Origin of the sequence: Paenibacillus aestuarii (assembly GCF_027789125.1) — a bacterium.
Taxonomy (GTDB): domain Bacteria; phylum Bacillota; class Bacilli; order Paenibacillales; family NBRC-103111; genus Paenibacillus_E; species Paenibacillus_E aestuarii.
The window spans coordinates 152,018-177,117 of the sequence record NZ_JAQFVF010000033.1 but is presented as its reverse complement, the minus strand read 5'-3'; the positions used below and the strand labels follow the sequence as shown (position 1 = coordinate 177,117).

Annotated in this window: 22 protein-coding genes; 2 read left to right on the top strand and 20 right to left on the bottom strand. The window is 44.0% G+C overall.

The features are described 5' to 3' along the window. Window position 1: 1 nt before the first annotated feature. The 4 genes from O9139_RS15945 to O9139_RS15930 are packed head-to-tail and all read right to left on the bottom strand — an operon-like array spanning window position 2 to window position 4,512. A complete protein-coding gene (locus O9139_RS15945) occupies window positions 2–1,468 on the bottom strand; it encodes a hypothetical protein (RefSeq protein ID WP_270880454.1) in 1,467 nt (488 codons plus the stop codon). Window positions 1,469–1,480: 12 nt separating this feature from the next. Continuing rightward, a complete protein-coding gene (locus tag O9139_RS15940) occupies window positions 1,481–2,392 on the bottom strand; it encodes a class I SAM-dependent methyltransferase (protein ID WP_270880453.1) in 912 nt (303 codons plus the stop codon). Beyond that, on the bottom strand, window positions 2,393–3,685 hold the full coding sequence (locus tag O9139_RS15935) for an ABC transporter ATP-binding protein (RefSeq protein WP_270880452.1): 1,293 nt from the start codon (window positions 3,683–3,685) through the stop codon (window positions 2,393–2,395). Between the two features lie 17 nt (window positions 3,686–3,702). After that, a complete protein-coding gene (locus O9139_RS15930; RefSeq protein WP_270880451.1) occupies window positions 3,703–4,512 on the bottom strand; it encodes an ABC transporter permease in 810 nt (269 codons plus the stop codon). A 120-nt stretch (window positions 4,513–4,632) separates the two neighbouring features. Between O9139_RS15930 and O9139_RS15925 the strand changes: the two genes are divergently transcribed. Beyond that, window positions 4,633–7,155: an O-antigen ligase family protein gene (locus O9139_RS15925; protein ID WP_270880450.1), complete on the top strand. Its 2,523-nt coding sequence runs from the start codon at window positions 4,633–4,635 to the stop codon at window positions 7,153–7,155. 80 nt (window positions 7,156–7,235) lie between these two features. Here O9139_RS15925 and O9139_RS15920 read toward each other — a convergent pair whose 3' ends face one another. The 15 genes from O9139_RS15920 to O9139_RS15850 form a co-directional block, all read right to left on the bottom strand. Next, on the bottom strand, window positions 7,236–7,478 hold the full coding sequence (locus O9139_RS15920; protein WP_270880449.1) for a hypothetical protein: 243 nt from the start codon (window positions 7,476–7,478) through the stop codon (window positions 7,236–7,238). A gap of 251 nt (window positions 7,479–7,729) precedes the next feature. Continuing rightward, window positions 7,730–8,143, bottom strand: a complete 414-nt coding sequence (locus O9139_RS15915) for a hypothetical protein (RefSeq protein WP_270880448.1) — start codon at window positions 8,141–8,143, stop codon at window positions 7,730–7,732. A 65-nt stretch (window positions 8,144–8,208) separates the two neighbouring features. Next, window positions 8,209–9,000, bottom strand: coding sequence for a glycosyltransferase family 2 protein (locus tag O9139_RS15910; RefSeq protein WP_270880447.1), 792 nt, complete (start codon window positions 8,998–9,000; stop codon window positions 8,209–8,211). Continuing rightward, window positions 8,993–10,591 (bottom strand): hypothetical protein, encoded by a 1,599-nt coding sequence (locus tag O9139_RS15905; RefSeq protein ID WP_270880446.1) that lies wholly within the window; start codon window positions 10,589–10,591, stop codon window positions 8,993–8,995. The genes O9139_RS15910 and O9139_RS15905 overlap by 8 nt, the downstream gene beginning before the upstream one ends. Before the next feature lie 9 nt (window positions 10,592–10,600). Beyond that, a complete protein-coding gene (locus O9139_RS15900) occupies window positions 10,601–11,275 on the bottom strand; it encodes an NTP transferase domain-containing protein (protein WP_270880445.1) in 675 nt (224 codons plus the stop codon). Further along, window positions 11,251–12,582, bottom strand: a complete 1,332-nt coding sequence (locus tag O9139_RS15895) for an HAD hydrolase-like protein (protein WP_270880444.1) — start codon at window positions 12,580–12,582, stop codon at window positions 11,251–11,253. The genes O9139_RS15900 and O9139_RS15895 overlap by 25 nt, the downstream gene beginning before the upstream one ends. A gap of 352 nt (window positions 12,583–12,934) precedes the next feature. Then, window positions 12,935–14,563, bottom strand: a complete 1,629-nt coding sequence (gene groL / locus O9139_RS15890) for a chaperonin GroEL (protein WP_270880443.1) — start codon at window positions 14,561–14,563, stop codon at window positions 12,935–12,937. Between the two features lie 90 nt (window positions 14,564–14,653). Further along, window positions 14,654–14,935, bottom strand: coding sequence for a co-chaperone GroES (gene groES / locus O9139_RS15885; protein ID WP_270880442.1), 282 nt, complete (start codon window positions 14,933–14,935; stop codon window positions 14,654–14,656). 266 nt (window positions 14,936–15,201) lie between these two features. Continuing rightward, window positions 15,202–15,960, bottom strand: a complete 759-nt coding sequence (tatC, locus tag O9139_RS15880) for a twin-arginine translocase subunit TatC (protein WP_270880441.1) — start codon at window positions 15,958–15,960, stop codon at window positions 15,202–15,204. Between the two features lie 61 nt (window positions 15,961–16,021). Beyond that, window positions 16,022–16,444, bottom strand: coding sequence for a twin-arginine translocase TatA/TatE family subunit (locus tag O9139_RS15875; protein ID WP_270880440.1), 423 nt, complete (start codon window positions 16,442–16,444; stop codon window positions 16,022–16,024). A 287-nt stretch (window positions 16,445–16,731) separates the two neighbouring features. Beyond that, entirely contained in the window at window positions 16,732–17,742 is a 1,011-nt protein-coding gene (locus tag O9139_RS15870) for a molybdopterin-binding protein (protein WP_270880599.1), read from the bottom strand. Next, window positions 17,742–18,233 (bottom strand): molybdopterin adenylyltransferase, encoded by a 492-nt coding sequence (gene mog / locus O9139_RS15865; protein WP_270880439.1) that lies wholly within the window; start codon window positions 18,231–18,233, stop codon window positions 17,742–17,744. The genes O9139_RS15870 and mog overlap by 1 nt, the downstream gene beginning before the upstream one ends. A 44-nt stretch (window positions 18,234–18,277) precedes the next feature. Further along, window positions 18,278–18,763, bottom strand: coding sequence for a cyclic pyranopterin monophosphate synthase MoaC (moaC, locus tag O9139_RS15860; protein WP_270880598.1), 486 nt, complete (start codon window positions 18,761–18,763; stop codon window positions 18,278–18,280). A 19-nt stretch (window positions 18,764–18,782) separates the two neighbouring features. Further along, entirely contained in the window at window positions 18,783–19,394 is a 612-nt protein-coding gene (locus O9139_RS15855; protein WP_270880597.1) for a 5-formyltetrahydrofolate cyclo-ligase, read from the bottom strand. Window positions 19,395–19,458: 64 nt separating this feature from the next. Further along, window positions 19,459–20,286, bottom strand: coding sequence for an endonuclease/exonuclease/phosphatase family protein (locus tag O9139_RS15850; protein ID WP_270880438.1), 828 nt, complete (start codon window positions 20,284–20,286; stop codon window positions 19,459–19,461). A 115-nt stretch (window positions 20,287–20,401) separates the two neighbouring features. Between O9139_RS15850 and O9139_RS15845 the strand changes: the two genes are divergently transcribed. After that, complete coding sequence (locus tag O9139_RS15845; RefSeq protein WP_270880437.1) at window positions 20,402–22,357, top strand: ABC-F family ATP-binding cassette domain-containing protein; 1,956 nt, start codon at window positions 20,402–20,404, stop codon at window positions 22,355–22,357. Here the strand turns inward: O9139_RS15845 and O9139_RS15840 are convergent. Then, window positions 22,354–24,840, bottom strand: a complete 2,487-nt coding sequence (locus O9139_RS15840) for a hypothetical protein (RefSeq protein WP_270880436.1) — start codon at window positions 24,838–24,840, stop codon at window positions 22,354–22,356. The genes O9139_RS15845 and O9139_RS15840 overlap by 4 nt on opposite strands. Window positions 24,841–25,100: the final 260 nt, after the last annotated feature.

The window sequence follows — 25,100 nt, the reverse complement described above, 5'->3', positions numbered from 1 at the left end:
CTCACCTTCTTATAATCTTCATTAAAGATCTTAACGGCTTCGTTAGCTTCCATGACTTTGAAGAATAAATTTCTTTCAACGAATTTTCAAGACTTTGTATTGATATCTCGTTTTCTTCTAATAATTTTAGCTTTTCATCATTTAAATCGGTTAAAAGTTTAACTTCATTCGAATGATATGACAATGCTTCCACAGCTTCAGTTAATTTGTTTTGAACATTGTTTAATTCAAGAAGAGTTTCTGCTCTTAATTTCTGAAGTTCGTTGTATTGTTCTTCAAACTCTTTATTTTTTGTTTTAGTTATCTTATAACTCTCAAAAAATTCTGCATTTATTGGAGTTACTTTCATAACAAAATTCAGCTGATTAATATCATTTAATTTATTAATTTCTATTTTTGTTTCCTGGTCAGCAACAAAACTTAAAGTTGTCTCAGTTTGATTAAGTATTATTAGATTTTCAAAGCGAATTTGTGATTGTGTTGAAGTCGAATCTAATTTGACTTTTTCATTATCTAAACTAATATATTTAATTTCTACGACAGCATCTATATCAACTGGTTTAATGGTAATAACGCTTGTTACATGGGAAATATCCAAACTATATTCCATCTCATGAATGGAACAATAAGTAGGAATAGACTCATTTTGATTTTCACTATAAGTTCGAATATTGAACCTTTGTAGAGCTTCCTGATTGTGATAATTCTTTTTCATGTCATCAAGTGAATATATATCTTTTTGATATGCTCTTAACCCATTGTACTCACCATGAACATATTTCTGGAAATAATTTTCTTCCATTTCTGTGAACGGTTGGATCAAGGATTCACTAATTCCAGACTCTATACACAATTCGTTAAAACTAAATAATTGAGCTATATAATGCTGGTGTTTTACCCAAAAAGCGTAAATACTTCTAAACAATATATACTTTACAGGTATTCTAAATGGAAACACCCATTCACAATCTAAAATAATTTTGTTGCCTTCTGCATCTTCAAATAAATTATCAAAAATTAAATCAATATTTGCTGGATTAAGACAAATTACATCATCGAGTTGTAACTCTACGCCAAAAACTTCAAGAAATGATTCATTGGCAATAAAATTTTCTTTTCTACCATATTGGAGATGATTTAACAAATCATTAAATTGTTTAATTCGGAATAAAAACTCTTCTTTTTGGTTTCTTTGAATCAAATCCAACAAAATTCCATCTAGGCTCTTTCCTCTTACGTATGGATAGATTAATTCACCATTCTCCAAATGACCATTTAAAATACGAATATTTGAATAAGATTGTTGCAGCAGATCACAATTATTTCTTATAGCTTGTATATGTCCTACTGCCTCTTTAGTTAAAGGTTTTTTTTTGACTTGTTTTATACCATTATTCTCGAAAATAATAGTTTGAATTTGAAATTCTGTTTTTCTTTCACGATTACACTTTGAATATAAGACCTTCATGTAAGATCTCCTTTATACTTTTTCGCAGATAACCAAAAAAGAGTTTGCAAAAATATCGAAATACCCACTTTCGACCAAGTTTTCATAAACCAGCTTCTCATTAAACAAAAGAATTTTGTCCATATCGTAATTAGGAGTAGTTATATTAAGATTTCCTTTTCGAGGTAAATAACCCTCCGAAAAAACTTGAGTTGGCATCTTATAGTCCGGCAACGGGTAATAGTAATCAATTTTCGAAAACTTTAAACTAGTCAATATTTGAGTTAATTCATTTTTCGAGAATGTTCTAGCTTTTGCATTAGTACCAGGGTAATTTTCAAGTCCATCGAATAATCTTCCTGTATGATCCTCTCGCGAACCATTCCAATATTTAAGACCAAATTTATTTTCTATTGCTATAATTAGTTTGCCACCAATTTTCAATTTGCTTTTAATATTATTTAGAAAAGTCTCTTCTGGCGTTTCTCCACCTGTAAATTGTGTGGCATATTCTAACACACCTATTAGAGTGATACAATCAAAAGAATTTTCTTCAATCTCAATAGCATTTAAATTTCCAATTATAATTTCAAGATTACTAAATGTTTTGTGTCTGTGAGCAATAATTTCAGCTCTTCGCTTCGAGAGCTCAATAGCAACAACCTTACTTGCATTTTCACAAAGCAAACCTGTCAAGGCTCCACAACCTGCGCCTATTTCTAAAACAGATGAGCCAAAATTACTTTCAAAACCTTCAAGCAAATTACGCCTTATTGGGGAAAGATGATATAATATTGGCCATCTATTGTCTTCTGCTAATATTTTTGTAATATCATTATTCTCATCTTTAACCAAGTCTAATATTTCTGACTCAATAGACCCATCACTATAGAAATCTTGACCTGTGTAATAGTTAAGATTAATTTTAACATTACCGATGTACACTCACTTAACCTCCGTAACAGGACTCTTAATGAGTATGTTTGTTTCCAAATTTGCAATTCCGAAGCTTCGATCTTTTTCTTTTGAAAGAACCTTCAGTTCAAAAAAGTCATATCGCCTATCTAAAGGTACAATTTCACCATCGACAAGCTCTACAAATCCAAATGACAAAAAGTAATTTCCTGGCATCAATGATACTCTTTGAATAAATTGAACCTCCAGAACTTCTCCCTCTTTGAGAGGCTCGAATGGATAATTCTGAAAGTAACTATTCGTACCATAGACTTCAAGACCTTTAATTGATTTAATTGTTAAAGCATAAATTGGTTTAGAAATATTTTTCTTCGCCTTAACTTTCATTTTAATTATAACTTGATCGCAAGTATCTATACTTGTAACGGGTTCACCATTGTCATTTAAAATTTCAATGTTCTCAATAATTCCTTCTTGGCTGCCATATCGATACTCTTGAACAGCTTTTTCTAATTTGTTATTGTTTGCACCCTTAAATGACTCGGATGGTGCTTCTTGACTTTTGACTTCAACAAGTGGCTTATCCTCTTTACTAAATAAAACCTTTGTATAATGGTTAACAACCTCATTAGGATTTCCAAATTCCAAAAGCTTTCCTTTGTCGAATAAATAACATACATCACAAAACTGCCTAATCGACTGTAAGTCATGAGATACTAACAAAATTGTAGTCCCAGCTTCTTTCATAGCTTTAATCCGTTCAAAGCATTTCAACTGAAATCTGCCATCGCCAACAGCAAGTGCCTCGTCTACGATAAGAATATCCGGATCAACACTGATGGCCACTGCAAATGCAAGTCTAACATACATACCACTTGAGTAAGTTTTAACTGGTTGATCTATATAATCTCCAATATCAGCAAAATTAACAATATCCTCATAACGCTTCTCCATCTCACTTCTGCTGATTCCTAAAATTGCTCCATTTAAAAACACATTTTCTCTTCCAGTAAATTCCGGGTTAAATCCGCTTCCTAGTTCCAACAATGCAGATATACGGCCATTAACTTTAATTTCACCTTCTGAGGGGGTTAGTGTACCAGCAATAAGCTGTAATAAAGTACTTTTTCCAGATCCATTTTGCCCAATAATACCTACAAATTCCCCCCGATGAATAGTAAATGAGATATCTTTCAGGGCTGAAAATTCATGGTAATACTGTTTTCTGCCTCTAAAAAGAGTTTGTTTCAATCTATCTTGAGGTTTGTTATATATTTTATATACTTTACTTACGTTTTTTACATTAATAGTAGTCGAGTCCATTTAAACACCCTCTGTTATTAGAGTACATCGGCAAAGCCTTGCCTTGTTTTTCGAAACCAAAAATATCCAATAAAAAAAATAAATAAGCTTAGAATCGTACCACTAACTAGCCACCCCCACTGTGGCAATTGCCCCCATATAATGATACGGCGCATATCTTCAACTACGTAACTGATAGGGTTTAAATCATATATAATTCTAAACTTTTGAGGAATGGATGACACCGAATAAAAAATTGGACTAATTAACATAATTGCCTGTACAGCAATTGAAATGATTTGAGCGATATCCCTAAGATATACCCCTAGAGAGGCTAAGAACCAACTAATTCCCATAGATAGCAATACAATGGGTAACAACACTAAAGGCAAGAATACAATCGTCCAGTGTACCGCACCAAGAAACAAAAATACACCAAGAAACAAAATGATTAAATTAATTAAGAATTGAAATAAGGACGAACCCATACTGATTATCGGTAAAATTTCAACCGGAAATACAACTTTCTTAACATAATTTGGGTTAGAAATGATTAAAGATGGTGCTCGACTTACGGTTTCAGAGAAGATATTGAACGTAATTAACCCACAGAAAAGCACTAGTGCAAATTCAATTTTGCTCTCATCAACACCGCTGCTCCATTTGGCTTTGAAAATTTCACTAAAAACAAACGTATAAACCGATAGCATTAATAAAGGGTTTAAAAAAGACCAGATAATTCCTAGATATGACCCCTTATAACGGGCTATTATTTCCCTCTTTACAAATTGTGAAATTAAATCTCGATTTTTCATGAAAATATGAACCATATTTACTATGTTCTGCATTACATTATAGCCGCCTTCCGTTTCATTTCGTTTCTAACTTAATAATACTTAATTGGAAAATAAATATTGCCTATGCTAAAATAATACTCGAACTTTAGCGAAAGAAGGAGACAAATCTGCATGAATGCTGCAAGTAAAAATACGTACGCCTCTGCGCGCGCAAAAGCGAACGGAACGTCAACAATGGAGAAAGGCTCAATCATCTTTTGGATCTTAGCTATCATTGCTGGTCTGTTCCTGTTCTGGGCCCCATTTCAGCGGGCGTTGTTCAATGGAGGTACCTTCGATTTCGAAAGATCCATTTACTCGGCCTCGGTATGGTCTTCCATCATTTTGCTGATTATTGCAATCTTTGCTTTCTTTGGTTATAAGCTTCAAGAGCGCAAAGATGTTATGATCATCCTAGTGTTGTTGATGCCGCTTACCTATGTAATTTCCTTATCCAACGCAGCCTCACATTATTTGGCAACAAATATGATCTACATCCAAATGCTGTATGCAGCCTTCTTCATTTTAGGCGTATTCTTGACAAAAAACAAGCGCGGCGTGTCGATTACTGCTGGTTTATTGATGATTTCCGGTTACGTGATTGTAATATTCGGTTTACTCTACTGGCTGGGTAACGGCAGCTTTGCCGGGCATTTGGTTAGTTGGTTTGCTACGATGGACAACTCCAACAATTTCCTGTACCGCGATGCGGTCATGACAGATGCCAACGGACTTCGTCTTACTTCTGTCTTTCAATATGCTAACACATATGCGGCATATCTAATTATGTTATTTCTTGGATCATTGTTCTTCATTATAAAAGCACGCAAATGGTACAGTGTGCTCCCACACGCATTGATGATGGTGCCGATGATTGTTTCGTTCTGGTTGACGCTCTCCCGCGGTGCTATTGTTGTGATTCCAGTCATCTTTTTAATCATGCTGTTCTTCTTATCCATTAGCCGTCAAATCTTGGCTTTGGTTCAGTTAGCACTTGCCTTCGCTGCTTCGCTAGCGATCCTCTCTAAGCTCACAGCGATCGGCACAGAATTACAAAAGCAGCCGACCGCAGCGGGTTCCTGGAACGGCTGGTCGATTCTGCTTCTGGCTTCTGTTGTATTCGCTGTTATCGCCATCCTGCTGCAGCAGTTCGCGAGCCCTTGGCTAGATCGTGTAACCGCACGTTTCGCAGGCAAAAAGTTCGCTACGTTTATACTGCCTATCGCAGCGATCGTAGTCGGTCTTCTAGCTGCTGTCCTGCTGTTAAGCGATACAGGACTTAAAAATGTACTTCCAGAGAACGTAAAAACGCGTCTCGAAAACATTAACTTCCAACAGCACTCCGTATTGGAGCGCGGAACGTTCTATAAAGATGCAGTAAAGCTTTGGGCGGACTATCCGATTATCGGGGCTGGTGGCGGCGCTTGGGCCGCTCTGTATGAGAAATATCAGAACAACCCGTATACGAGCCGACAAGCGCATAACTTCGCGCTTCAATATTTAGTTGAAGCCGGCGCTCTTGGATTCCTGGCTTTCGTCGGATTCGTCATCGCCGTCATGGTCTTCTATATACGCAGCTATATCAAAAGCTCTGCAGAGAAACGGGACATGTATTTCCTCTTTTTCATTGTAACCGTCTCACTGCTCGTGCACAGTATGATCGACTTCGACTTAAGTTACGTGTACATGGGGGCCGTTCTGTTCCTTGCACTCGGCGCGATGCTTGCCGGCAGTTCTACCGCCGCGCTGCGGATGAAATCCGAGTCTCTAGCCCTGCACAAAAGCTTCCCTGCGTTGCTTGCTGTGATCTCGATCGTGATGTTCTATCTTTCCGCTCAGGCGCTTTCCGCGAACAGCTCCTATAAGCAAGCACTTAATGTTGTAAAGAAGAGCCAGGATTATAACACCATCGTGGCACCGCTGGACAAAGCAATCTCGCTGCATCCAGCTCATCCCGATTATATTTTGACAGGACAAATCAGCCGTATCGGCATCCTCCTGCAAGTGTACAATCAAACGAAGGATCAGGATCCGAAGCGCAGCGCTGAATTTTTGAACCAGGCGCAGGACTTGCTGAATCAATTGTTAGCCAAAGAACCTCATAACCGTATGGTCACGCTGCAGCAGTTGAATATGCTTCTCATTCAAGGAAAGCAGCAGGAGGCCTTGGATTGGTCTAACGCCCAGCTCCCGAACTACCCATGGTATATCGACCTTTACGAGAAGAGCATGTCCTTAAATGTCGAGCTTGCAGGTAAAGCCAAGGAAAAGAACGATGCTAAGGATTACAATCAGAAGCTGGATAACGTCATGGCCATTTATAAACAGGTTCAGGATCGGATCGAATCGTTGAAGAATCTGCCGAAGGGCCAACTGCAAGGACGTGAATTCGCCGTAACACCTAGCATTGCCCTAAATGTTGGACAAGTCAGCTTCATGCACGGGGATTACACAACTGCAGCGAGTACAATCAAGCCTTTCATTACGGATAAGCTGGATGACCAAACGAACAAGTTATTGATCAGATGGTATTTGGCTGCTGAGCAGAAATTGGGAACACCAGATCAAGCCCTTCAAGGTCAGTTGATTGCCAAAGATCCAAATGAAAAACAAATGATCGATTCCATTGTGAATACGAACTTTCAATTAAAATAGTGTTGGATTGCAAGGGGGCCATAGCAATATGGCCTCTTTACTATGTAAAAAAGAAGCTGGGCCCATGCCCAGCTCCTTATTTATCTGCGAAGAAAACCTTCATGCGGGTGGCCGCCGCAGAATTCATCTTTCTCGGAGCATGTGTATACATGCTCGTATACAGGCACACAGTGATGTCTGTTGATGATTTGAATCGGGTGAATAACTTGCACTTTCTGCGGGTGATAGAAGTCTCTAACGACCCGTTGCGGATCCATCATAATCGGGTCAGCGGGCGGACATTGAAATTTACCTTGATATGGTTGATTACCTTGATAAGCCATGGAATAAGTCACTCCTCATTTGGGTTTGTGTTAGTATACGTTTGCCCCTAGTCCAAGGAGTGTACGATGGCCTATCTGTAAGTAATTGGGCAAAGCAGCAAGCCTACTTAGGTCGGGTGTCCAAGCAGGCTGCGAATTGCCAGGCCCTTGACTGCATGGCATAGCAAAAGCAAAAGGCACCTCATCAGAGGTGCCTTTTCACTTATGGGGCGATGATTACACGCTTTCCCATGTTTTAATACTGATACGATTTAATAATCGCTTGAAACATTTGCAGGTGTATTCCTTTTTTTATTAGTTACAATAAATTTAACCATAATAAACATGATTGGTATTGGAGCTATGGTTGCAAACGCATATGAGATGTAAGGGTTAAAATAGGATGGCTTTATTTCATTTAATAGAAGATTCAAGTAAAAATAGGTTACTTGTTGAATACCTAGATTCGGAATTATGGTTATTGGGTAAAAAAGCATTTTGGTGAGCTTCCATTTTTCCCGAAAAGCAATTAGTGTTTGAGTCGTATAAGCCATTGGTATACCAACTAATGTACTCGTGAGAATGGGAATATTAATAACTAACCCAAAGCAAACAAAGTTTTGATGTAATCCCCAGAACTCTAGTAATTTTAATAAGATAATCGTAAGCACATAACCAAAAACCACGTTATAACCACCTACGATCAGAAAGCGAAAAAACTGAAATGACCATAAGTTGCTAATATGCTTTTTCATGATTCTAACCGATAGATAATATTAAACTCATACTCAGAATTGGAATTGATTCTGTGTTCCTTATTTAAAAAAGATTTGCGGTATACAAAATACTTTAGTAAATATTTAGACATTTCGAGAGTCTGACTGAACATCTTAACATTTGAAACTTGATCTTCTTCTGTCCATGTGATTGGCAAAAAAACAATCCTTTGTCCATATGAAACATGTGCCATTAACATAAAGACATTAAAAATAAGATTATCTGGAAAGGTTATGGAATATTTTAAACTTGAGACTTTATACATATTCAATCCGGAGCCCAGATCATTTATTGTTTTGAAACAAATAATTGAAATCAATGTATTGAAAACATGATTCCCAAATATCCGGAACTTAGAGTATCCCACTGTCCGAGAACCTTTGGAGAATCTTGAACCAAGGATCGCATCATATTTTTGATACAACTTATTTACTATTATCTGAGCAAAATCGTTAATATTACCTTGATCATCCCCATGTAATACAATAAGGTAATCAAAACCGTGCAATTCAGCATACTTAAAAGCTGATTTATGGGATCCACCTAAACCTACGTTTTGTATATTTTGAGTTAACAAGCACTTAGTCATCTGGAATTTATTGATTGCTTGCTGTGCGATTTGTAGTGAATCATCTTTAGAATGATTATCTATTACTATGATTTCGGTGACTAGATCATAAACCGAAGACTTACTTACTTTTTCCAAAACCCTATAAATTTGTGATTGGCAATTATACATAGGAATAAACAGCAAAATCTTATCCATGCGAGACACCTCTGGAAACATTGTAACTTGCTTTTTCTATTAAATAAATGAAGATTATATATACTCCGCTTAAATACATTGGATAATAATACATAAAATAACTTCCTGGCTCCAGAACAAATAATACTGGAATTCTCGCCAATACAATTGTATTAATCCATACAAGGGGATTTTTAAAACTAAATGTTCTAATAAATATTACCAGCAGTATCAAAAGTAGGGGGGTGAAATTCCAAAAAACAATCAAATGCTTCTTTGAAAATTCAAGATAACTGACGATTTTTGAATCCAGCCATAGATTAATTGGATAATTCAATTTTTGTGTAAGAACAGTGTCTCTACTAAAATCTCCCTCTCTACTCTTTATACCAGACAAATAATTATATATACTACTGCTGGGGTAATACCCTTTAATTGAAAATCCTGAAGCGCCAAGCATCGTTCTTAATCGAGCTGAAACAAATATATCTTTATTGGCCCATACAGTCTTCCAATATGCCCTCTTGAAAGCGCGGAGGTCGCTGCTAGTAAATTTCTCTCGAACGCCACCATCCCAAAAACTAGGAGATTCATAATGATAAGAAAGCTGCTTAGTTTTCTCAACATCAATAACTTTATTAAAAGTAACGATAGCTGTGGCATCAATAGAAGCATTTTTATCCGCTAGAATATTAGAAAGGGGGTTCATATAGGCTGTTAATTCATACCTCATTGTATCCATTGTAGTATTCTGCTGGTTTGTGAAGTGAGAGTATGCAACATCTAAAATAAAATATCCCCCTAAAACAGCAATGAAAAAGCATACTAAGGTCTTCCTATTTAAGTAGTGACGGAAAAAAACTAATAAAAATAATGGAACCAAAATTAAATGATAAATTCCTTCTTTTCGCCAAACAGAAAGTATTACGGTAAGTAGACAAATTAGTATCAATTTAGGTAGATTGATTTGTATTTTCTTTCGAGCTAATAAATATAACAACCCACATAGCAACAATTCAAACGAGGCTATCATAGAACTTCTGTAGGTCATTAATAAACTAAACAATATAGCCGGTGATAGAAATCCTATTCCAGTAAAAAGGAATAGTAACCATCTCAATTTAATATTGGACAACGAAATTGTTAAGTGTGTAATAATCCAAGAGCTAACTAAAGAAAAAATTACAATGTTCACCAATACAATTGTCCCAACAGAAGGGAAGATATAAAGATTAATAATATAGTAGTAAACAGTTAGATAGGACTGCCAATTATCAAGAATGAATCTACTAGCATAATCATAAGTTCCAAATTCATCCCATACGAAGATACCAGGCCATGCAAAAATTAATGCCACTATCAAAGGGACCAAATGAAAAATAAAATTACGTCCCCATTTCAAATAAAATAGGTCCTTTTTTATTAAAAAAGACCCGAAGTGATAAAGAAATTTAGAGCCGAAAAAGATAAAAAGAAAATAGATTAACTTTGAAGAATAGTAAGTGAAGATTTGTGTTGGCTGTCCTACCCTAAAGAATTTTTCAGTATAAAAAGAAAGTGAAAGTGCCAAAATTGCAATTACCGTAGGTATTACGTATTTCAAAAGCTTCATAATCGCACCTTATTGTTTTTTGTTATTTTGTAGAATATATGATTCCATTTTACTGTAATCTTCAATGTACGTGATTTCCTCCCATGAAATGTCTAACTCTATGACCTTTTTATTCTTACAATTGTTAAAAATATCCGTAATTTCCACTTCTCCTCTTTTCGATAAGACAACAGGCTGGTTTAGTACGTCATTTTTATTGAGAATCATATATCCGGTGAAGAATGGGCCACTTTTGTAATTATGAGGTTTTTCAATGATATTGTTTCCAACGATCGCCGCAAAACGAAGATTTTTTTCATCTTCATTTTTATTCAAGTATGTGGCTATATTTTGATCGCTAATATCATTTATTTTTCCTTTATAGTAGTTATCACCAAATAAAACGATGAATCGATCGTTAGCCATTTCGGCCCCAGTTCTAAGGGACATTCCTGTCCCTTCGGGCGAATTGGGGCGTTTGACTATTACAAGTTGGCCTTTTTCAATGAGATCGCGATATTTCTCTTTCAAGTAATAGGCAATGGATTCGTCGTAGTAAACCACAACTTTTTTATTGATATTATTTTCATCGCAAAACTCTAAACTATAATCAATTAATGTCTTTCCTTTAAACTCTTCAAGAATTTTATTTTTGCCATATCGAGTACTTAATCCGCCTGCTAGTATAACAGCTGAGTTTGCCATGAATTGGATTTTAACTCCTTTAAAATAGTTATTGTCATATCTCGAGCTTTAAGAAAATCATTGTGCCCTATTTCTTTTTTATACTTTAACATTCTTAGCCAATGGCTTAATTCAAGTATTTCCACGAGGGGAACAAGTTCGGGAGAAAGAGAATTCATGATATTCTTCCGAAGACCAGTTAACTCCAGATCATTCGCTTTATTCGAAATACCAAAAACGTACTCATATCCCCTCGTTGATTGCAGAAGTTTAGAAATATCTAACAGCCAACTACTCATGGTATTCTCATTAATATTGGGATCAATAACAATAAGGTCATTATCTTTAACGATTATATTAGAGAGAGTGAAATCCCCATGACAAAAAGACCTCTCACGATTAAAAATCTCCTGATGTTCAAGTAAATATCTAGAGCAATAATTAAACGTATAAGTTAACTCAGAGTCAGCTGAAAAATACTTACTATGGCTTTCTAGCCTTCTAACATATGTATCTGTAGAACAACCGTTAATGTAATTGATCTTCTTTATATTATCTTGTAAGGCCATTAACTTTTTAAAATGTTTTTCATTAGAATATTGGTTACATAACAAGTCCCCATCCACATAGTCCATAATAATCTTATCATTGTTTGAGAAATATATTTCAGGAACAGGAATGCTGTTTCTCATTAAAGTCATTAATGCAGAATTAGTTTCTGTGATCTTATCTATTTTATTATTCAGTTTACGTATTAGTTGACCGCTGCCTCCTTTGAGTTCGGATACTTCTAATTCTACTTTTATAATATTAATCTTATATCTAGAACCAACAGCTTTTATTGCAGCTTCGGCGGCAGCAAGCCCTGTATCACTGTCTTCATAAATAGTATAGCTCTCTGCAGGAAACGTATGAATAGCTTTTACATAAGGATCCGGGTGAGGCTTCATTCTTTCTACCAAGTCTCTACCAATAATCCCCATGACATCCGTGATATTATAGTAAGTGAGTATTTCAGCAATATCTTCACTACTAGCATTGGAAACGATCACTTTATCTGGCATATTAATCAAGTCTAAATTAGGAATAATATACTTAAAATAAGATTTGTAGTTATCTTTTTTGTATCTGCGTATGTTGGTACGTATACTGTCATCTTGAATATTTAGTTTATCGAATAGATCAACGATGGATTGCCCCTCAATTTCCATTAACTGCTCTTCAGTAATAGAAAATCCATGTAATCGAAAAGCTTCCTGATAAACTCGTGTTAATGCATCCCTGGTATAAAAAAGCACTTGATCAAAATCTAATAAGTTTATATGCATATTTTTCTACCCCACAACCCCATAACCATTTTTAATTTTTTAATCTATGTTCTAGGATACAGTATTAAGCAGTAAAGGTAAATGACATATATATACAAATATTGACACATTTGCGATGAATCGCTTTCTTTGTAGCAAAGCCGCCATTTTAAAAGCTTTATACCTTAAGCATTAGTAGATAAGCATTCATTCCGTTACTTATGACCTATTAAATTTATAAAAGCGGAACTCTATAAGAATCAGTGCACCATAAAGCATCAATAGTGTTAAAAAAATCGGAACATAATAAAAAACCTCTCAGTTTTCCTGAGAGGTCTTGATGATTATATACCTGATGGGCTAATGGCCTTTTTTACATCATGCCGCCCATACCGCCCATGCCGCCCATATCAGGCATGCCTGGCTTATCTTTTTCAGGCTTGTCAGCGATGACAGCCTCAGTTGTCAAGAACATAGCCGCTACGGAAGCTGCGTTTTGCAGAGCCGTGCGTGTCACTTTCGCAGGGTCAACGATACCTGCTTCGAACATGTTTACCCACTCGCCGGAAGCAGCATTGTAACCAACGCCGACTTTTTCGTTTTTCAAGCGCTCAACGATAACGGAGCCTTCTTGACCAGCGTTAGCTGCGATAGTGCGAACAGGCTCTTCCAAAGCGCGCAGGATGATGTTTACGCCTGTTTGCTCGTCGCCGGAAGCAACTACCTTAGCTACAGCGTTGTACACGTTCACGAGGGCAGTACCACCGCCAGAAACGATACCTTCTTCAACCGCTGCGCGAGTTGCGTTCAGAGCATCTTCGATGCGCAGTTTGCGCTCTTTCAGCTCAGTTTCAGTCGCTGCGCCAACTTTGATAACAGCTACGCCGCCAGCAAGTTTAGCCAGACGCTCTTGCAGTTTTTCTTTATCGAAATCGGAAGTTGTTTCTTCCAGTTGTGCGCGGATTTGAGTTACGCGTGCGCCGATGTCTTTCTTGTCGCCAGCGCCATCCACGATGATTGTGTTTTCTTTCGTCACGCGAATTTGACGAGCGCTACCCAGTTGCTCAGGCTTCGTGGATTTCAGATCCAAGCCAAGCTCTTCAGTGATCACTTGCGCGCCAGTCAGAGCAGCGATGTCGCCCAGCATAGCTTTGCGGCGGTCGCCGAAGCCAGGAGCTTTAACTGCTACGCATGTGAAAGTTCCACGCAATTTGTTGACGATCAGGGTCGCTTGCGCTTCTCCTTCTACGTCTTCAGCGATGATCAGAAGTTGTTTGCCGGATTGAACCACTTTCTCCAGAACTGGCAGGATCTCTTGGATGTTGGAGATCTTTTTGTCAGTAACGAGAATGTATGGGTTATCCAGAACTGCTTCCAATTTGTCAGTGTCAGTAACCATGTATGGAGAAACGTAACCGCGGTCGAATTGCATACCTTCTACAACTTCAAGCTCAGTTGCGAATCCTTTGGATTCTTCAACTGTGATTACGCCATCGTTGCCTACTTTGTCCATAGCTTCAGCGATCAGTTCGCCCACTTCTTCGTCAGCAGCGGAGATGGAAGCTACTTGCGCGATGGATTGCTTGCCTTCGATCGGCTTCGCGATCACTTTCAATTCATCAACAGCAGCTCTAACCGCTTTGTCGATACCTTTGCGGATAACCATTGGGTTTGCGCCTGCAGTAACGTTTTTCAGACCTTCGCGAATCATCGCTTGAGCCAGAACTGTTGCAGTTGTTGTACCGTCACCGGCAACATCGTTTGTTTTTGTAGCTACTTCTTTAACCAGTTGAGCACCCATGTTCTCGAATGCATCTTCAAGCTCGATCTCTTTCGCGATTGTTACACCGTCGTTAGTGATCAGCGGGCTGCCGAATTTTTTCTCCAAAACTACGTTGCGGCCTTTAGGACCCAAGGTTACTTTAACGGCATTTGCCAATGCATCAACCCCGCGAAGCATCGCGCGGCGTGCGTCTTCACTGAACTTAATATCTTTTGCCATGATTAGGAAACCTCCTCGGAATAATTAATGTACATAAGTAAGTTGCTTTACGAAAAAACTAAGTATACTTCGATCTATAGGCCTGCTAAATTAGGCTAGTACAGCGAGAATATCGCTTTCGCGCAAGATCAACAGTTCGCGGCCTTCGTATTTCACTTCAGTTCCAGCGTATTTGGAGAAAATGATGCGGTCGCCTTCTTTAACTTCCAGCGAAACGCGAACTCCATCTTTAATAGCGCCTGCGCCTACAGCAAGTACTTTACCTTCTTGCGGTTTTTCCTTAGCTGAATCTGGCAGCACGATGCCGCTCGCAGTTGTCTCCTCTTTCGCAATGGCTTCAATGACTACGCGATCACCTAACGGTCTGATCATGGAAAATAGCCTCCTTCAGGAATGGGTAATAGGTGTATTGGTTGCTACTTTAGCACTCGAACCTCTTTAGTGCTAACAACAATTCTTATGATAATCAAATCAAACAGTTTTTGCAAGTCCTTTTACACATTTTTCAATCTTTCGAGCACCCACCTCATTCTACCCAAACAGCAAATAAATATTCTCTCCTTTACAGAAGGTTTAAATAAACAAAAAACAGCCTGCTTTCGACTAGCAGACTGTCTGGCTGGTGTGAGCCTCGGCGCTTATTTCGCACCATACTCGCGCTCCCACTCCGCATCCTGAACCAGCTGCTTCCGATAGATAATCCCCGACAAGAACACACTGAATTCATACAAAATAATAAGTGGAATTGATACAAGAATGGCCGAAATGGCATCAGGCGGTGTGATGATCGTCGCCAAAACAACCATCAACATATAGGCATATCTCCGTAATTTGTGCAGCCGCTTTGGGTTCAACAGACGGATCTTCGTCAAAAACATGACGACAATCGGCATCTCGAAAACAAGGGCCAGCGGAAGAATGATGTTGAACATAAATGAGAAATATTGCGCGGCGCCGTACATCTCGGTAATGTCCAGACTCTTACTGATCGAAGACGTAAAGTAAAAGGCCATCGGGAACACAACAAAATATCCGAATGCAATGCCCAGCAAAAATAGCACAAAAGCTGCCGGAATATATATAACCGATGCTTTTTGCTCGGTTTCATGCAAGCCTGGTTTGACGAACGCCCAGATATGATAGAGCGCAACGGGAAGCGTAATCAAAGCCCCCACGGCCAGTCCAAAGTTCATATAAAGACGCAGCGCGTCCCATGGCGAAAATACGTTCCAACCGATTCCGCTTGCTGGCGGAATGTTTTTCAAATAACGGATGATCGGTTTGGCCGCAATCAGACCGCCGACCATGCCGATCACCAATACGATCAATATCGACATCAATCGCTTACGAAGCTCACCCAGATGCTCCACCAGCGACATTTCTTCGTTCGTAGTCATGGTTCACCAGCCTAAATAGGGAAATGAAAAAAACGGCGCGGCCGGACCTCCGTCCGGACGCCTAGTCTGGCAGGCGCCGCGGATTGCTCGGCGCCTTCGCCGCAGGGGCTGCAGGCTGCGCTGCTGCAGCCTCAGTCGAACCCGCCGCTTCCGTCGTGGCGGCGGGCACCTCAGCAGGCGCCGCTACGCTTGGCTGCGGCGCAGCTGGAGCCGGCGGCGTGGCGGTCGCCGGCGGTGAAGCAGGCGCGTCGCTCAGCAGGTCGCGCGTGCTCTTCTTGAACTCGAAGATCGCACGCCCCAGCGTGCGCCCGAGTTCAGGCAATTTTTGCGGCCCGAATAGGATCAGGGCCACGACCGCAATCAACAAAATTTCAGTGAAGCCGATATTTTGAAACATAAAGTTGTCATCTCCAAACGAAAAGCGAAAGTAAACGTTGCAGAAAAATATAAACCCGTACAAGTGCGTCTCCGTTGTCAGAACCATGCTCTTTACGCGTGCGCAGCCCAACAGCTGTAAAGAGGCTTACCGCTTTACAACACCTTTTCGACACGCCCGCAGCTGCTCTAAAGCGGATTCGACGCTCTACAGCACCTCCGGGCATACGCGAGTTGTTCTAAAGCATTTTTGACGCTTTAGGAGCGCCGCCACCCGCCAGCGAGGCAAAAATATCGAACTACAACTTTAGCATGTTCCCCGTTTTTCGGACATTATTTCCCGGGAAAAACTGCCGAACTTTGTCAGCGCAGCCTAATTACGCGGCTAAGTCCGCGCTAACACTGATAAAAACCGCCATATCCCATCTCAGTAATGTCGCTGCGTGTAATCTCTTCGCCCGCGCAGATGCGTGGGAGCAGCACATCAAAAGACGTGTACGGGTCATGCATCACACAACCCGGCAGCCCCATTACCGGCACATCGCCCAGATAGGCGATCATCAGCATCGACCCCGGCAGCATCGGCGTGCCGTAGCTGACCACACGCGCGCCGGCCTGCTTAATCGCGCCTGGAGTACGGTCGTCCGGGTCCACCGACATGCCGCCGGTGACCAAGATCAAATCCACACCCAGCGCCTGCACCGCGTGGATTTCCCGAACAATCGCCTCGCTGTCATCCGTCACGAGGCGCCCCACAACAACCTCAGAGCCGAGCTGCGCGACCTTCTCCCGGACAATCGGGCCGAATTTATCTTGAATTCGCCCCTTAAACACCTCGCTGCCCGTCGTAATCACTCCGACGCGCAGCTTCCTGAACGGCTTCACTTCGACCAACACAGCGCCTTCAGCACGCATGTCGGCAGCCAGCCGCTCAATTTCGACAATCTTCGCTTCCTCGACAATCAGCGGAATGACCCGCGTGCCGACGAGGGAAGCGCCTTGTTTCACAACCGTATTGGAACGCACGGTCGACATGACGATTTGATCGATCGCATTCACGTGATCGACAAAGGCCCGATTGATTTTCACAAGGCCATCAATCGCTGATTTCACATTCACCTTGCCCTCATGAGGCTCGGTCAGAACTACATGTTCGCCTGCAATAGCGCGCGCCATACGTATAGCAGCCTCGTCTTCATGCAAATAGCCTTCCTGCAGCTCCATCGCATAAATATGCTCTTTGCCGATACTCAGCAGCGCCGGAATGTCTGCCTCGGTCACTTGATGACCTTTGCGGAACAACCGTCCTTTGAACGTTCCCGGCAAGATTTGCGTAAGATCATGCGGCAGGATCATGCCTACCGCATCTTCAACTTTTACTTCGCGCAGCATCGACTCCGGTTTCATCATCCGTGATCGCCTTCTTTGCCCGTTAAGATCGCCAGCGCATGCGGCAGCTGGTCGATGATCGCCATCAAATTCTCCTGCACGCCTTTGGGACTGCCCGGCAGGTTAATGATCAGCGTGCGTCCGCGAATCCCGGATACTGCGCGCGACAGCATGGCTCTCGGCGTTTTTTGCATCGAAATCATGCGCATGGCCTCCGCGAAACCTGGAGCGACGCGGTCAATCACGTTCAGCGTCGCCTCTGGCGTCACGTCGCGCGGCGCGAGTCCGGTACCACCGGTCGTCAAGATCAAATCTGCTTGGTAGTAATCCGTCATCTCAATTAATGAAGCCATAATTTCGTCCATCTCATCCGGAACGACCCGGTACTCGATAATTTCGCCTTGAATCTCTTCCTCGACCAGCTCGCGGATTACCTGAGCGCTTGTGTCCTCTCTCTCACCCCGGTAACCACGGTCACTGGCTGTCAAAATCGCAACTTTCCAGCGCATCCTTGTCACCTCTCCCTTGAACTGAATGAGATAGCCCCACTACTTTATGCGTTTCTGTGAAAATCTCCGTTCTTGCCTCCGGTTTTGGTCATAAGCATCGTAGAGCTAATCACCATATCCTTCTCCACCGCTTTGCACATGTCATAGACGGTTAGAGCTGCCGCAGAAACGGCCGTCAGCGCCTCCATCTCAACACCGGTCAATCCTGTCGTACGTACAGTTGCTTCTATGTAAAGTTCATTGCTGCCATTGTCGCTAAACTGAATATCGATGCCCGTCAGCGGAATCGGATGGCACATCGGAATCCAGTCGGCGGTTTTCTTGGCGGCCATGATGCCAGCTACTTGAGCTACGGCCAGCACGTCGCCTTTTTTCATTTTGCCTTCTTTGATTAATGTTAGTGTCGCTTCATTCATGATCAATGCGGAACGAGCGGTAGCGGAACGTTTCGTTTCCGTTTTGTCCGAAATGTCCACCATCCGGGCTCGTCCTTGTTCATTGAAATGAGTCAGCTCTCGGGCATCGTTCAGCCTACTCGCCTCTTTTCTGTCAGGATTCGCTTTTCATCATCAATTTGCTTTCTGTAACCAGACCGTCCACCCGGAAATCATGCCAGGATGAAGGCACTTGTGGGATCAATTGCAAGTCGAAAGCAGCGGCAATGGCCAAAGGTCGCTTCAACCCACGCGCCGCGAACAATTGCATGAATCGGTCATAAAACCCGCCGCCGTACCCCAATCTTCCGAAGTCCGTATCAAAGGCAAGGCCCGGTATGAGAATCATCGAGATTTCCGACAAATCTGTCAATGCCGGCGCATCGGTCCGCGGTTCACGGATGCCATAAGCTCCGTCCTCCAAATCCTCATAACTCTCTACAATATGCAAATCCATCGTTTTCGTCGCTGTTATAACTTTCGGCAAAAGCACGCGAATCCCCTGCTGCCAACACCATTCCATAAAAGGAGCAACATTCGGCTCCGAACGGATCGGCATATATGTCAGTAATGTCGCTCCGGCTTCTCCGAGCCATTGGTCTTGACTTAGCTTCACCAATCTATCATGAATCTGTTGTTCTTTAGCTTTCCGTTCGTCAGTCGCTAAGGAGGAACGCTTCGCTTCCATCTCCTTGCGCAACTCAATTTTCCGCTCTCGGATGTTCATCACGGCTCAGCCCTTCCTTAACGAGAAGTGGTTTCCCCCATTTTAACATAAACAAGGAAAAAAACTATACTCGCAAGACGGACCCCAGCTGAAGGCGCGCCACAACTGGATAATGATCGGACGCCTCGCTTCGCACCGTCCATGCAGGCTGCAGCGCAGGCAAGCTGGATATAATGGAATCGATCGCCCCACCGCCGTCAAAAGTTGAACCCATTCCGCTTCCCAGCGCCAGCGGTTGGACAGCATGAAGCCGAGCTGCCAGCTGCTGCGGGGCGGATGGCGTATTAAAATCCCCTACAATGACGAGCGGCCCTTGTATGCCCGTGAGCGTCTGTGCACAAGCTGTAAGCTGAACGCTGCGATCATGGGCCGACAGACCCAGATGCGTATTGGCTATCTGAATGTCAGCATTTCCGATTCGAATAGTTGCCGTAAGCAAGCTTCGAGGCTCCTGATCCCCAGGCAAGGGAGTGCGGCTGGTGAGTTCAATAGGGTAACGGCTAAGAATCGCATTGCCGTATTCTCCGATCGAATAGGTTAAACTAGGTGAAAAAACAACATGCATGCCCAGCAGCGCAGCAAGTTCCCCAGCCTGATCGACAAAGCCGCTGCGGAGCCGGTAACGGTCCACTTCCTGAAGGGCGATGACATCGGCATGCTGCTGCTTCAGCAGATCGGCAATCCGGTACAAATTTACTTTACCATCTAAACCTTCTCCATGATGAATATTAAATGTCATTATCGTGAAGGATGCAGGTGTAGCCGGTACATTGGCCGGAAGCGAATGGTTATTAGAAATAGCGCTTCCTATATAAGAGGCGGAAGGTTGCAGGATCAGCAAAAGCAGCAAACCGGCCAATATCGTTAAATGCACTCGCTGAGTTCGCTTCATAGTTTCTGCGCCTCCGTCCATTTCATCCAATAAAATTAAGCATACGATGCTTGCTCGCATGGTGTATACTAGTGAATTGATGGGATTTTTGATAAAGCAGGAGGTAGCAGGTCACATGCTATTGCAAGTTTCGAATCTTTCTAAAAGCTATGGAGTCCGCTCCATTCTCTCCAATATAACGCTGCAAATTGAAAACAGGGAGCGCATCGGCCTTGTCGGTGTGAACGGCGCGGGGAAATCGACCCTGCTGCAAATTATCGCAGGCGAGATGTCTTACGACAGCGGCGATATTTTCAAAGCCAAAGAAACAAAAATTGGTTATCTGCGCCAAAACAGCGGCTTGCAGACAGATAAGTCAATCTGGAACGAGCTGCTGAGCGTCTTTACTTCGCTTCTCGAAGTCGAGAAAGAGATTCGCGAGCTGGAAGCGCAAATGGCGGATCCGAACTTGGCCGCAGACGAGAAAAAATACGAAGCCACCATGAACCGCTATGCGCAGCGTTCCGAATGGTTCCGGGAGCAAGGCGGCTACGAAATCGAGGCCAAGATCCGTGGTATTCTTCACGGTATGGGCTTTGGCCAATTTCCACCGGATACGCTCGTAGCAACACTCAGCGGGGGGCAAAAGACAAGGCTCGCGCTGGCCAAAATGCTGCTGGAAGAGCCCGACCTGCTCATGCTGGACGAGCCGACTAACCATTTGGACATTCCGACGCTCACCTGGCTGGAGGGCTATTTGCGCGGTTACCCGGGCGCGATTCTCGTCGTGTCCCACGACCGCTTTTTCCTTGATGCGCTGGTCACGTCCATTTATGAAATTGAACGCAATGCCTCTAAACGGTATACGGGCAATTACACACGTTTTATTGAACTTAAAGAAGCCAACTATGACATTGAAATGAAGCAGTATGAGAAACAGCAGGAAGAGATCGCCAAGCTGGAAGATTTCGTTCAACGCAACATCGTGCGCGCCTCGACGACGAAACGGGCGCAAAGCCGCCGCAAACAGTTGGAAAAAATGGACCGGCTGGACAAGCCGATGGGCGATCTGAAGCGTGCCTCGTTCTCCTTTGAGATTGAGCAAACTTCCGGGAAAGAAGTGCTGCAGGTCGACAGGCTGGCGATTTCTTACGACGGCAAAAAGCGCCTGCTGGAAGATGTCTCCTTCCAGCTTCGTCGCTCCGAAACAGCCGCCTTGATCGGGCCTAACGGTGTCGGCAAATCGACCCTGCTGAAGACTTTGATCAGCCAGCATACGCAAGACGCCGGTACGTTCAAATGGGGAACCAATGTGACAATTGGATATTACGATCAAGAGCAGACCGGTTTGAATCCTGCCAATACGGTGCTTGAAGAAGTATGGGGCTTGTATCCGCACCTGGAAGAGGCACGCATCCGCACTGTGCTTGGCAACTTTTTGTTCAGCGGCGAAGATGTATTTAAAAAGGTCGCATCCTTAAGCGGCGGCGAAAAGGCCCGGGTCGCGCTGGCCAAGCTAATGCTGCAGAAGGCGAACGTCCTCATTTTGGACGAGCCTACCAACCATCTTGATTTATATAGTAAAGAAGTGCTGGAGTCCGCTTTGATGGATTATGAAGGCACCCTGCTGTTTATTTCACACGACCGTTATTTCTTGAACAAAATGGCGGAAAGCATGCTGGAGCTGCATCCGAACGGGGTCATCAGCTTCTTGGGCAATTACGACGATTATATGGAGAAAAAAGCGGAGTTGGCCGAGATGGAAGCGGCGCGCCAGGCCAAGGAAGCGGAAAAGAAAGCCGCCAGCCATCCAGCTGGCGGCATAGATGTGAAAGCAGCGGCCGGAGGCACCGGCAGCTATGAAGCCGATAAGCTGGCGAAGCGCGAAGAGCGCAGCCGCCAGCGTAAAATCGAGCAATTGGAACAGGACATTGCTCGTCTGGAAGATGAAGTGGCTGCACTCGAGGCCGCGCTGGCCGATCCTGACGTGTACAACAATTATGTACTCGTGCAAGAAAAAACGGCCGCCGTCGATCAGAAGAAGAGCGAGCTAACGGCCTGCTACGAAGAATGGGAAGCGCTGATGGCTTAAGCTTCTTCCTCCAGCCGCAGCAGCAGCATCGGCACCGCGACGAAGATAATCAGCGTCGCCGCCGCAACGATACCGGAGTCATTCAGCAGCAGTGCTGCTATGGCTCCGCACATATTGGCCGAGAACCCGTACATCCAGTACGGGTATTTGTGCTGCCACAGCTGCAGCCGCCCGCGCGGGCGCAACACGAGCACGGCCATCACCAGCAAGCTGGTGATGAGCACTTTGCTCCAGGCGGATGCGCGCAAGAGGTGCACATTCATCCGCAGCTTGCGCTCGATCAGGTGTCCGATCTGATCGAAGCGCCCGTCGCGCAGCGCGTGAAATGCGCGCCCGACATGGCTCTCCCGTGCTGCGGCCACGGGAGAATCAGCGCTGTTGAGCAGCCACAGCGCGACAAAACCGAGCGCGAGCAGTGCCGCCAGCAGGGCTATGCCCCTGCTTAGGCGGCGCTCGCGCCAACGGCTGCCGGCGGTGATGAGCACGCCGGCGACGCCGAACGCGACGGCAGCGCTAAGTGCGCCGCCCGCGTTCGCGCCGAGTGACGGTGCCGCCAGGCACACCGTCACGAGAAGGAACGCCGCGCAGGCCGCCATCCAGACGGTGCGCGCGGGCTTGGCTGCCGCGGGCGGGGCTTCCGCCGCCGCGGCTGTTTCCAGCTCCGCCAGTGTGCGCGGAGCTGATTCGCCTTGCCCGCCGCCATGCAGGGCGGGCTCGCGATCGTGACGGCGCTGCAGGGCCGCCGTCACGCCGAGGATGAGGGCGCCGATCATCACGCCCATATATTCATTGCCGATGCCGTAGTAACGGGCACCGATCATCGGGTCATAGCTCAGCGGTGAATATTTCATCGCATGGGCTCCTGTGCTGCCGTCCAGCGTAATCATCAGCGCTGTCCCGGTACCTAGCCACGCCATCACAGCGGCTAGCGGAAGTCTATGCAGCGCTAGCGAAAGCAGCGCCGTCCCGATAACAAAGATCGCCTCCAGCACGGCGATTGCGCTTTGGATATTCAGCTGCTGCGTTATAGGAGCAACGAGCAGCCCAAGCAGCAGCATCAGGAGCGGTGCTGTTAACAGCGAATAGAGCGCGCTGCGGACAATCCGCTGCCCCAGCAGCCCCCTCCCCGACCTGCCGGTACTGCCCACATAACGGTTGAGCCAAGTCCCTTTTTTAATGATGAACAAAGTGAGCAGACCACCTAGCAGTACGATCATTTCAAACGTGACAAACGGATACAGCAGCTCCGGCCGAAGCCGGTAGATCGTCTGCATGCGCTTCATCTCTTCCAGTAGGGTTGGCCAGGCTCCAGATTGTCGGATTTCAGCAGTGGCGACTTGCCCCGCCATCCCCTCGGGCAGCTGAATGTTGAATTCCGCAAGCAATGCTGCCGTAAAATCCTGCGCCGTCACAACGCCGCTCCGCCGCGTCGATTCCGAGGTCAAGAGTCCCACGCTGCGCCCGCCGCCTGACTTATAGCTGATGACCGGAGATAGCCAGGCTTTGGCGCTGGCCGCTTTACTGTTCACCTCCGGCGAAAAGACCCACAGGCTGTCTTCCGCTTTCATCCGTGCCATCAGCGCACCGAGCCACTGATCCTGTTCCTGCAGGATTTGCTCATGCAGCTCTAGGAAGCGCGCTTCGCGGTAGTATTTTTTCTCTGTGTACAGCCTGTACAAATCCCCAAGTTCTATCAGCGTGATCCGGCCTTCTGCGGTTGCTCGGTCATTCGCTTGATCCAGCCACGCCTGAAGCTGTGCATAATTCGTCCTGACACCGTATGGTCTATCCACAGCTTGTACATGAGCTGCTCTACCAAGATCCCCTTTATCCACAGTCCCTTCAGCATCCATAAGCATGAGTGGGCTGTACCTTCGCAGCGGAGTGCCTTTTGCCATTAAAAGCCCTAGGTCGCTACTGCCCCATACGACACGCTGGACTCCATGCTTTTTGAAGGCTTCCCCCAAAGCTCCGGGCATGGAATCGATATGCATGCTCTGGTTGGCACGCTCCAGCATCGCCATGTCAGGCACAATCAACTCAGGCGCGCCTTGCGTCAATCCGCCGAGCAATCTGTTTCGCCTATCCACAGCTTGCGAATGATCCAGCCATTCATAACTAGCGTAACCTTGCACATCCTTTCCACCAACAGCCGATACACCTGCGCCGATCGTGGCATACACGTCGCGCATGGACCGGGTCGACGTGCGAATATTCATGGCCCCGACAGCGCCTTGCTCTGTCAGACGCTGCAAATTGGGCAGCCTCGTTAGAAGAGAACGCTCAAGTTCCAAAAACGATAAGCCTGGGATTGAGACAACATAAACTTGTTTACCCTGTGGATAGGAAGCAGGCGAGGTGGACAGAAACGGCTCGGGAGTCGAAGTAGACGAAAACAAATTTGTCGCGGCTGCCGCACTTGTGGACAACTGCAGCAGACTTAAACTAATACCCACAACTTTCAAAAGGTTTTTCCATTGCATGGCAATCCTCCGGATATTTTGCTATTAGCATTTTCATCCAGCTGGAAACCTATCCACTGCAAGATTGTTCCGAAAATTTACGCGGGCCGTATTTTCACTTATTCACTTATTCAGATCGTTATCCACATAAAAAGAGAGGGACAATGTCCCTCTCTTTCAGCCTTTTTTCCGTTTTCCACAATTTTATCCACATTATCCACAAAAAAACGCGAAAAAGTTATTCGATTTTGTGGACTCCTGAAAAGCTTGGTAGCATTGAC

Excerpts from the sequence above, each read along its gene's own strand:
- O9139_RS15945 (WP_270880454.1), bottom strand. The coding sequence starts at position 1,468 with ATGAAGGTCTTATATTCAAAGTGTAATCGTGAAAGAAAAACAGAATTT.
- O9139_RS15935 (WP_270880452.1), bottom strand. The coding sequence starts at position 3,685 with ATGGACTCGACTACTATTAATGTAAAAAACGTAAGTAAAGTATATAAA.
- O9139_RS15930 (WP_270880451.1), bottom strand. The coding sequence starts at position 4,512 with ATGCAGAACATAGTAAATATGGTTCATATTTTCATGAAAAATCGAGAT.
- O9139_RS15925 (WP_270880450.1), top strand. The coding sequence starts at position 4,633 with ATGAATGCTGCAAGTAAAAATACGTACGCCTCTGCGCGCGCAAAAGCG.
- O9139_RS15920 (WP_270880449.1), bottom strand. The coding sequence starts at position 7,478 with ATGGCTTATCAAGGTAATCAACCATATCAAGGTAAATTTCAATGTCCG.
- O9139_RS15910 (WP_270880447.1), bottom strand. The coding sequence starts at position 9,000 with ATGGATAAGATTTTGCTGTTTATTCCTATGTATAATTGCCAATCACAA.
- O9139_RS15905 (WP_270880446.1), bottom strand. The coding sequence starts at position 10,591 with ATGAAGCTTTTGAAATACGTAATACCTACGGTAATTGCAATTTTGGCA.
- O9139_RS15900 (WP_270880445.1), bottom strand. The coding sequence starts at position 11,275 with ATGGCAAACTCAGCTGTTATACTAGCAGGCGGATTAAGTACTCGATAT.
- O9139_RS15895 (WP_270880444.1), bottom strand. The coding sequence starts at position 12,582 with ATGCATATAAACTTATTAGATTTTGATCAAGTGCTTTTTTATACCAGG.
- groL (WP_270880443.1), bottom strand. The coding sequence starts at position 14,563 with ATGGCAAAAGATATTAAGTTCAGTGAAGACGCACGCCGCGCGATGCTT.
- groES (WP_270880442.1), bottom strand. The coding sequence starts at position 14,935 with ATGATCAGACCGTTAGGTGATCGCGTAGTCATTGAAGCCATTGCGAAA.
- tatC (WP_270880441.1), bottom strand. The coding sequence starts at position 15,960 with ATGACTACGAACGAAGAAATGTCGCTGGTGGAGCATCTGGGTGAGCTT.
- O9139_RS15875 (WP_270880440.1), bottom strand. The coding sequence starts at position 16,444 with ATGGTTCTGACAACGGAGACGCACTTGTACGGGTTTATATTTTTCTGC.
- O9139_RS15870 (WP_270880599.1), bottom strand. The coding sequence starts at position 17,742 with ATGAAACCGGAGTCGATGCTGCGCGAAGTAAAAGTTGAAGATGCGGTA.
- mog (WP_270880439.1), bottom strand. The coding sequence starts at position 18,233 with ATGCGCTGGAAAGTTGCGATTTTGACAGCCAGTGACCGTGGTTACCGG.
- O9139_RS15855 (WP_270880597.1), bottom strand. The coding sequence starts at position 19,394 with ATGAACATCCGAGAGCGGAAAATTGAGTTGCGCAAGGAGATGGAAGCG.
- O9139_RS15850 (WP_270880438.1), bottom strand. The coding sequence starts at position 20,286 with ATGAAGCGAACTCAGCGAGTGCATTTAACGATATTGGCCGGTTTGCTG.
- O9139_RS15845 (WP_270880437.1), top strand. The coding sequence starts at position 20,402 with ATGCTATTGCAAGTTTCGAATCTTTCTAAAAGCTATGGAGTCCGCTCC.
- O9139_RS15840 (WP_270880436.1), bottom strand. The coding sequence starts at position 24,840 with ATGCAATGGAAAAACCTTTTGAAAGTTGTGGGTATTAGTTTAAGTCTG.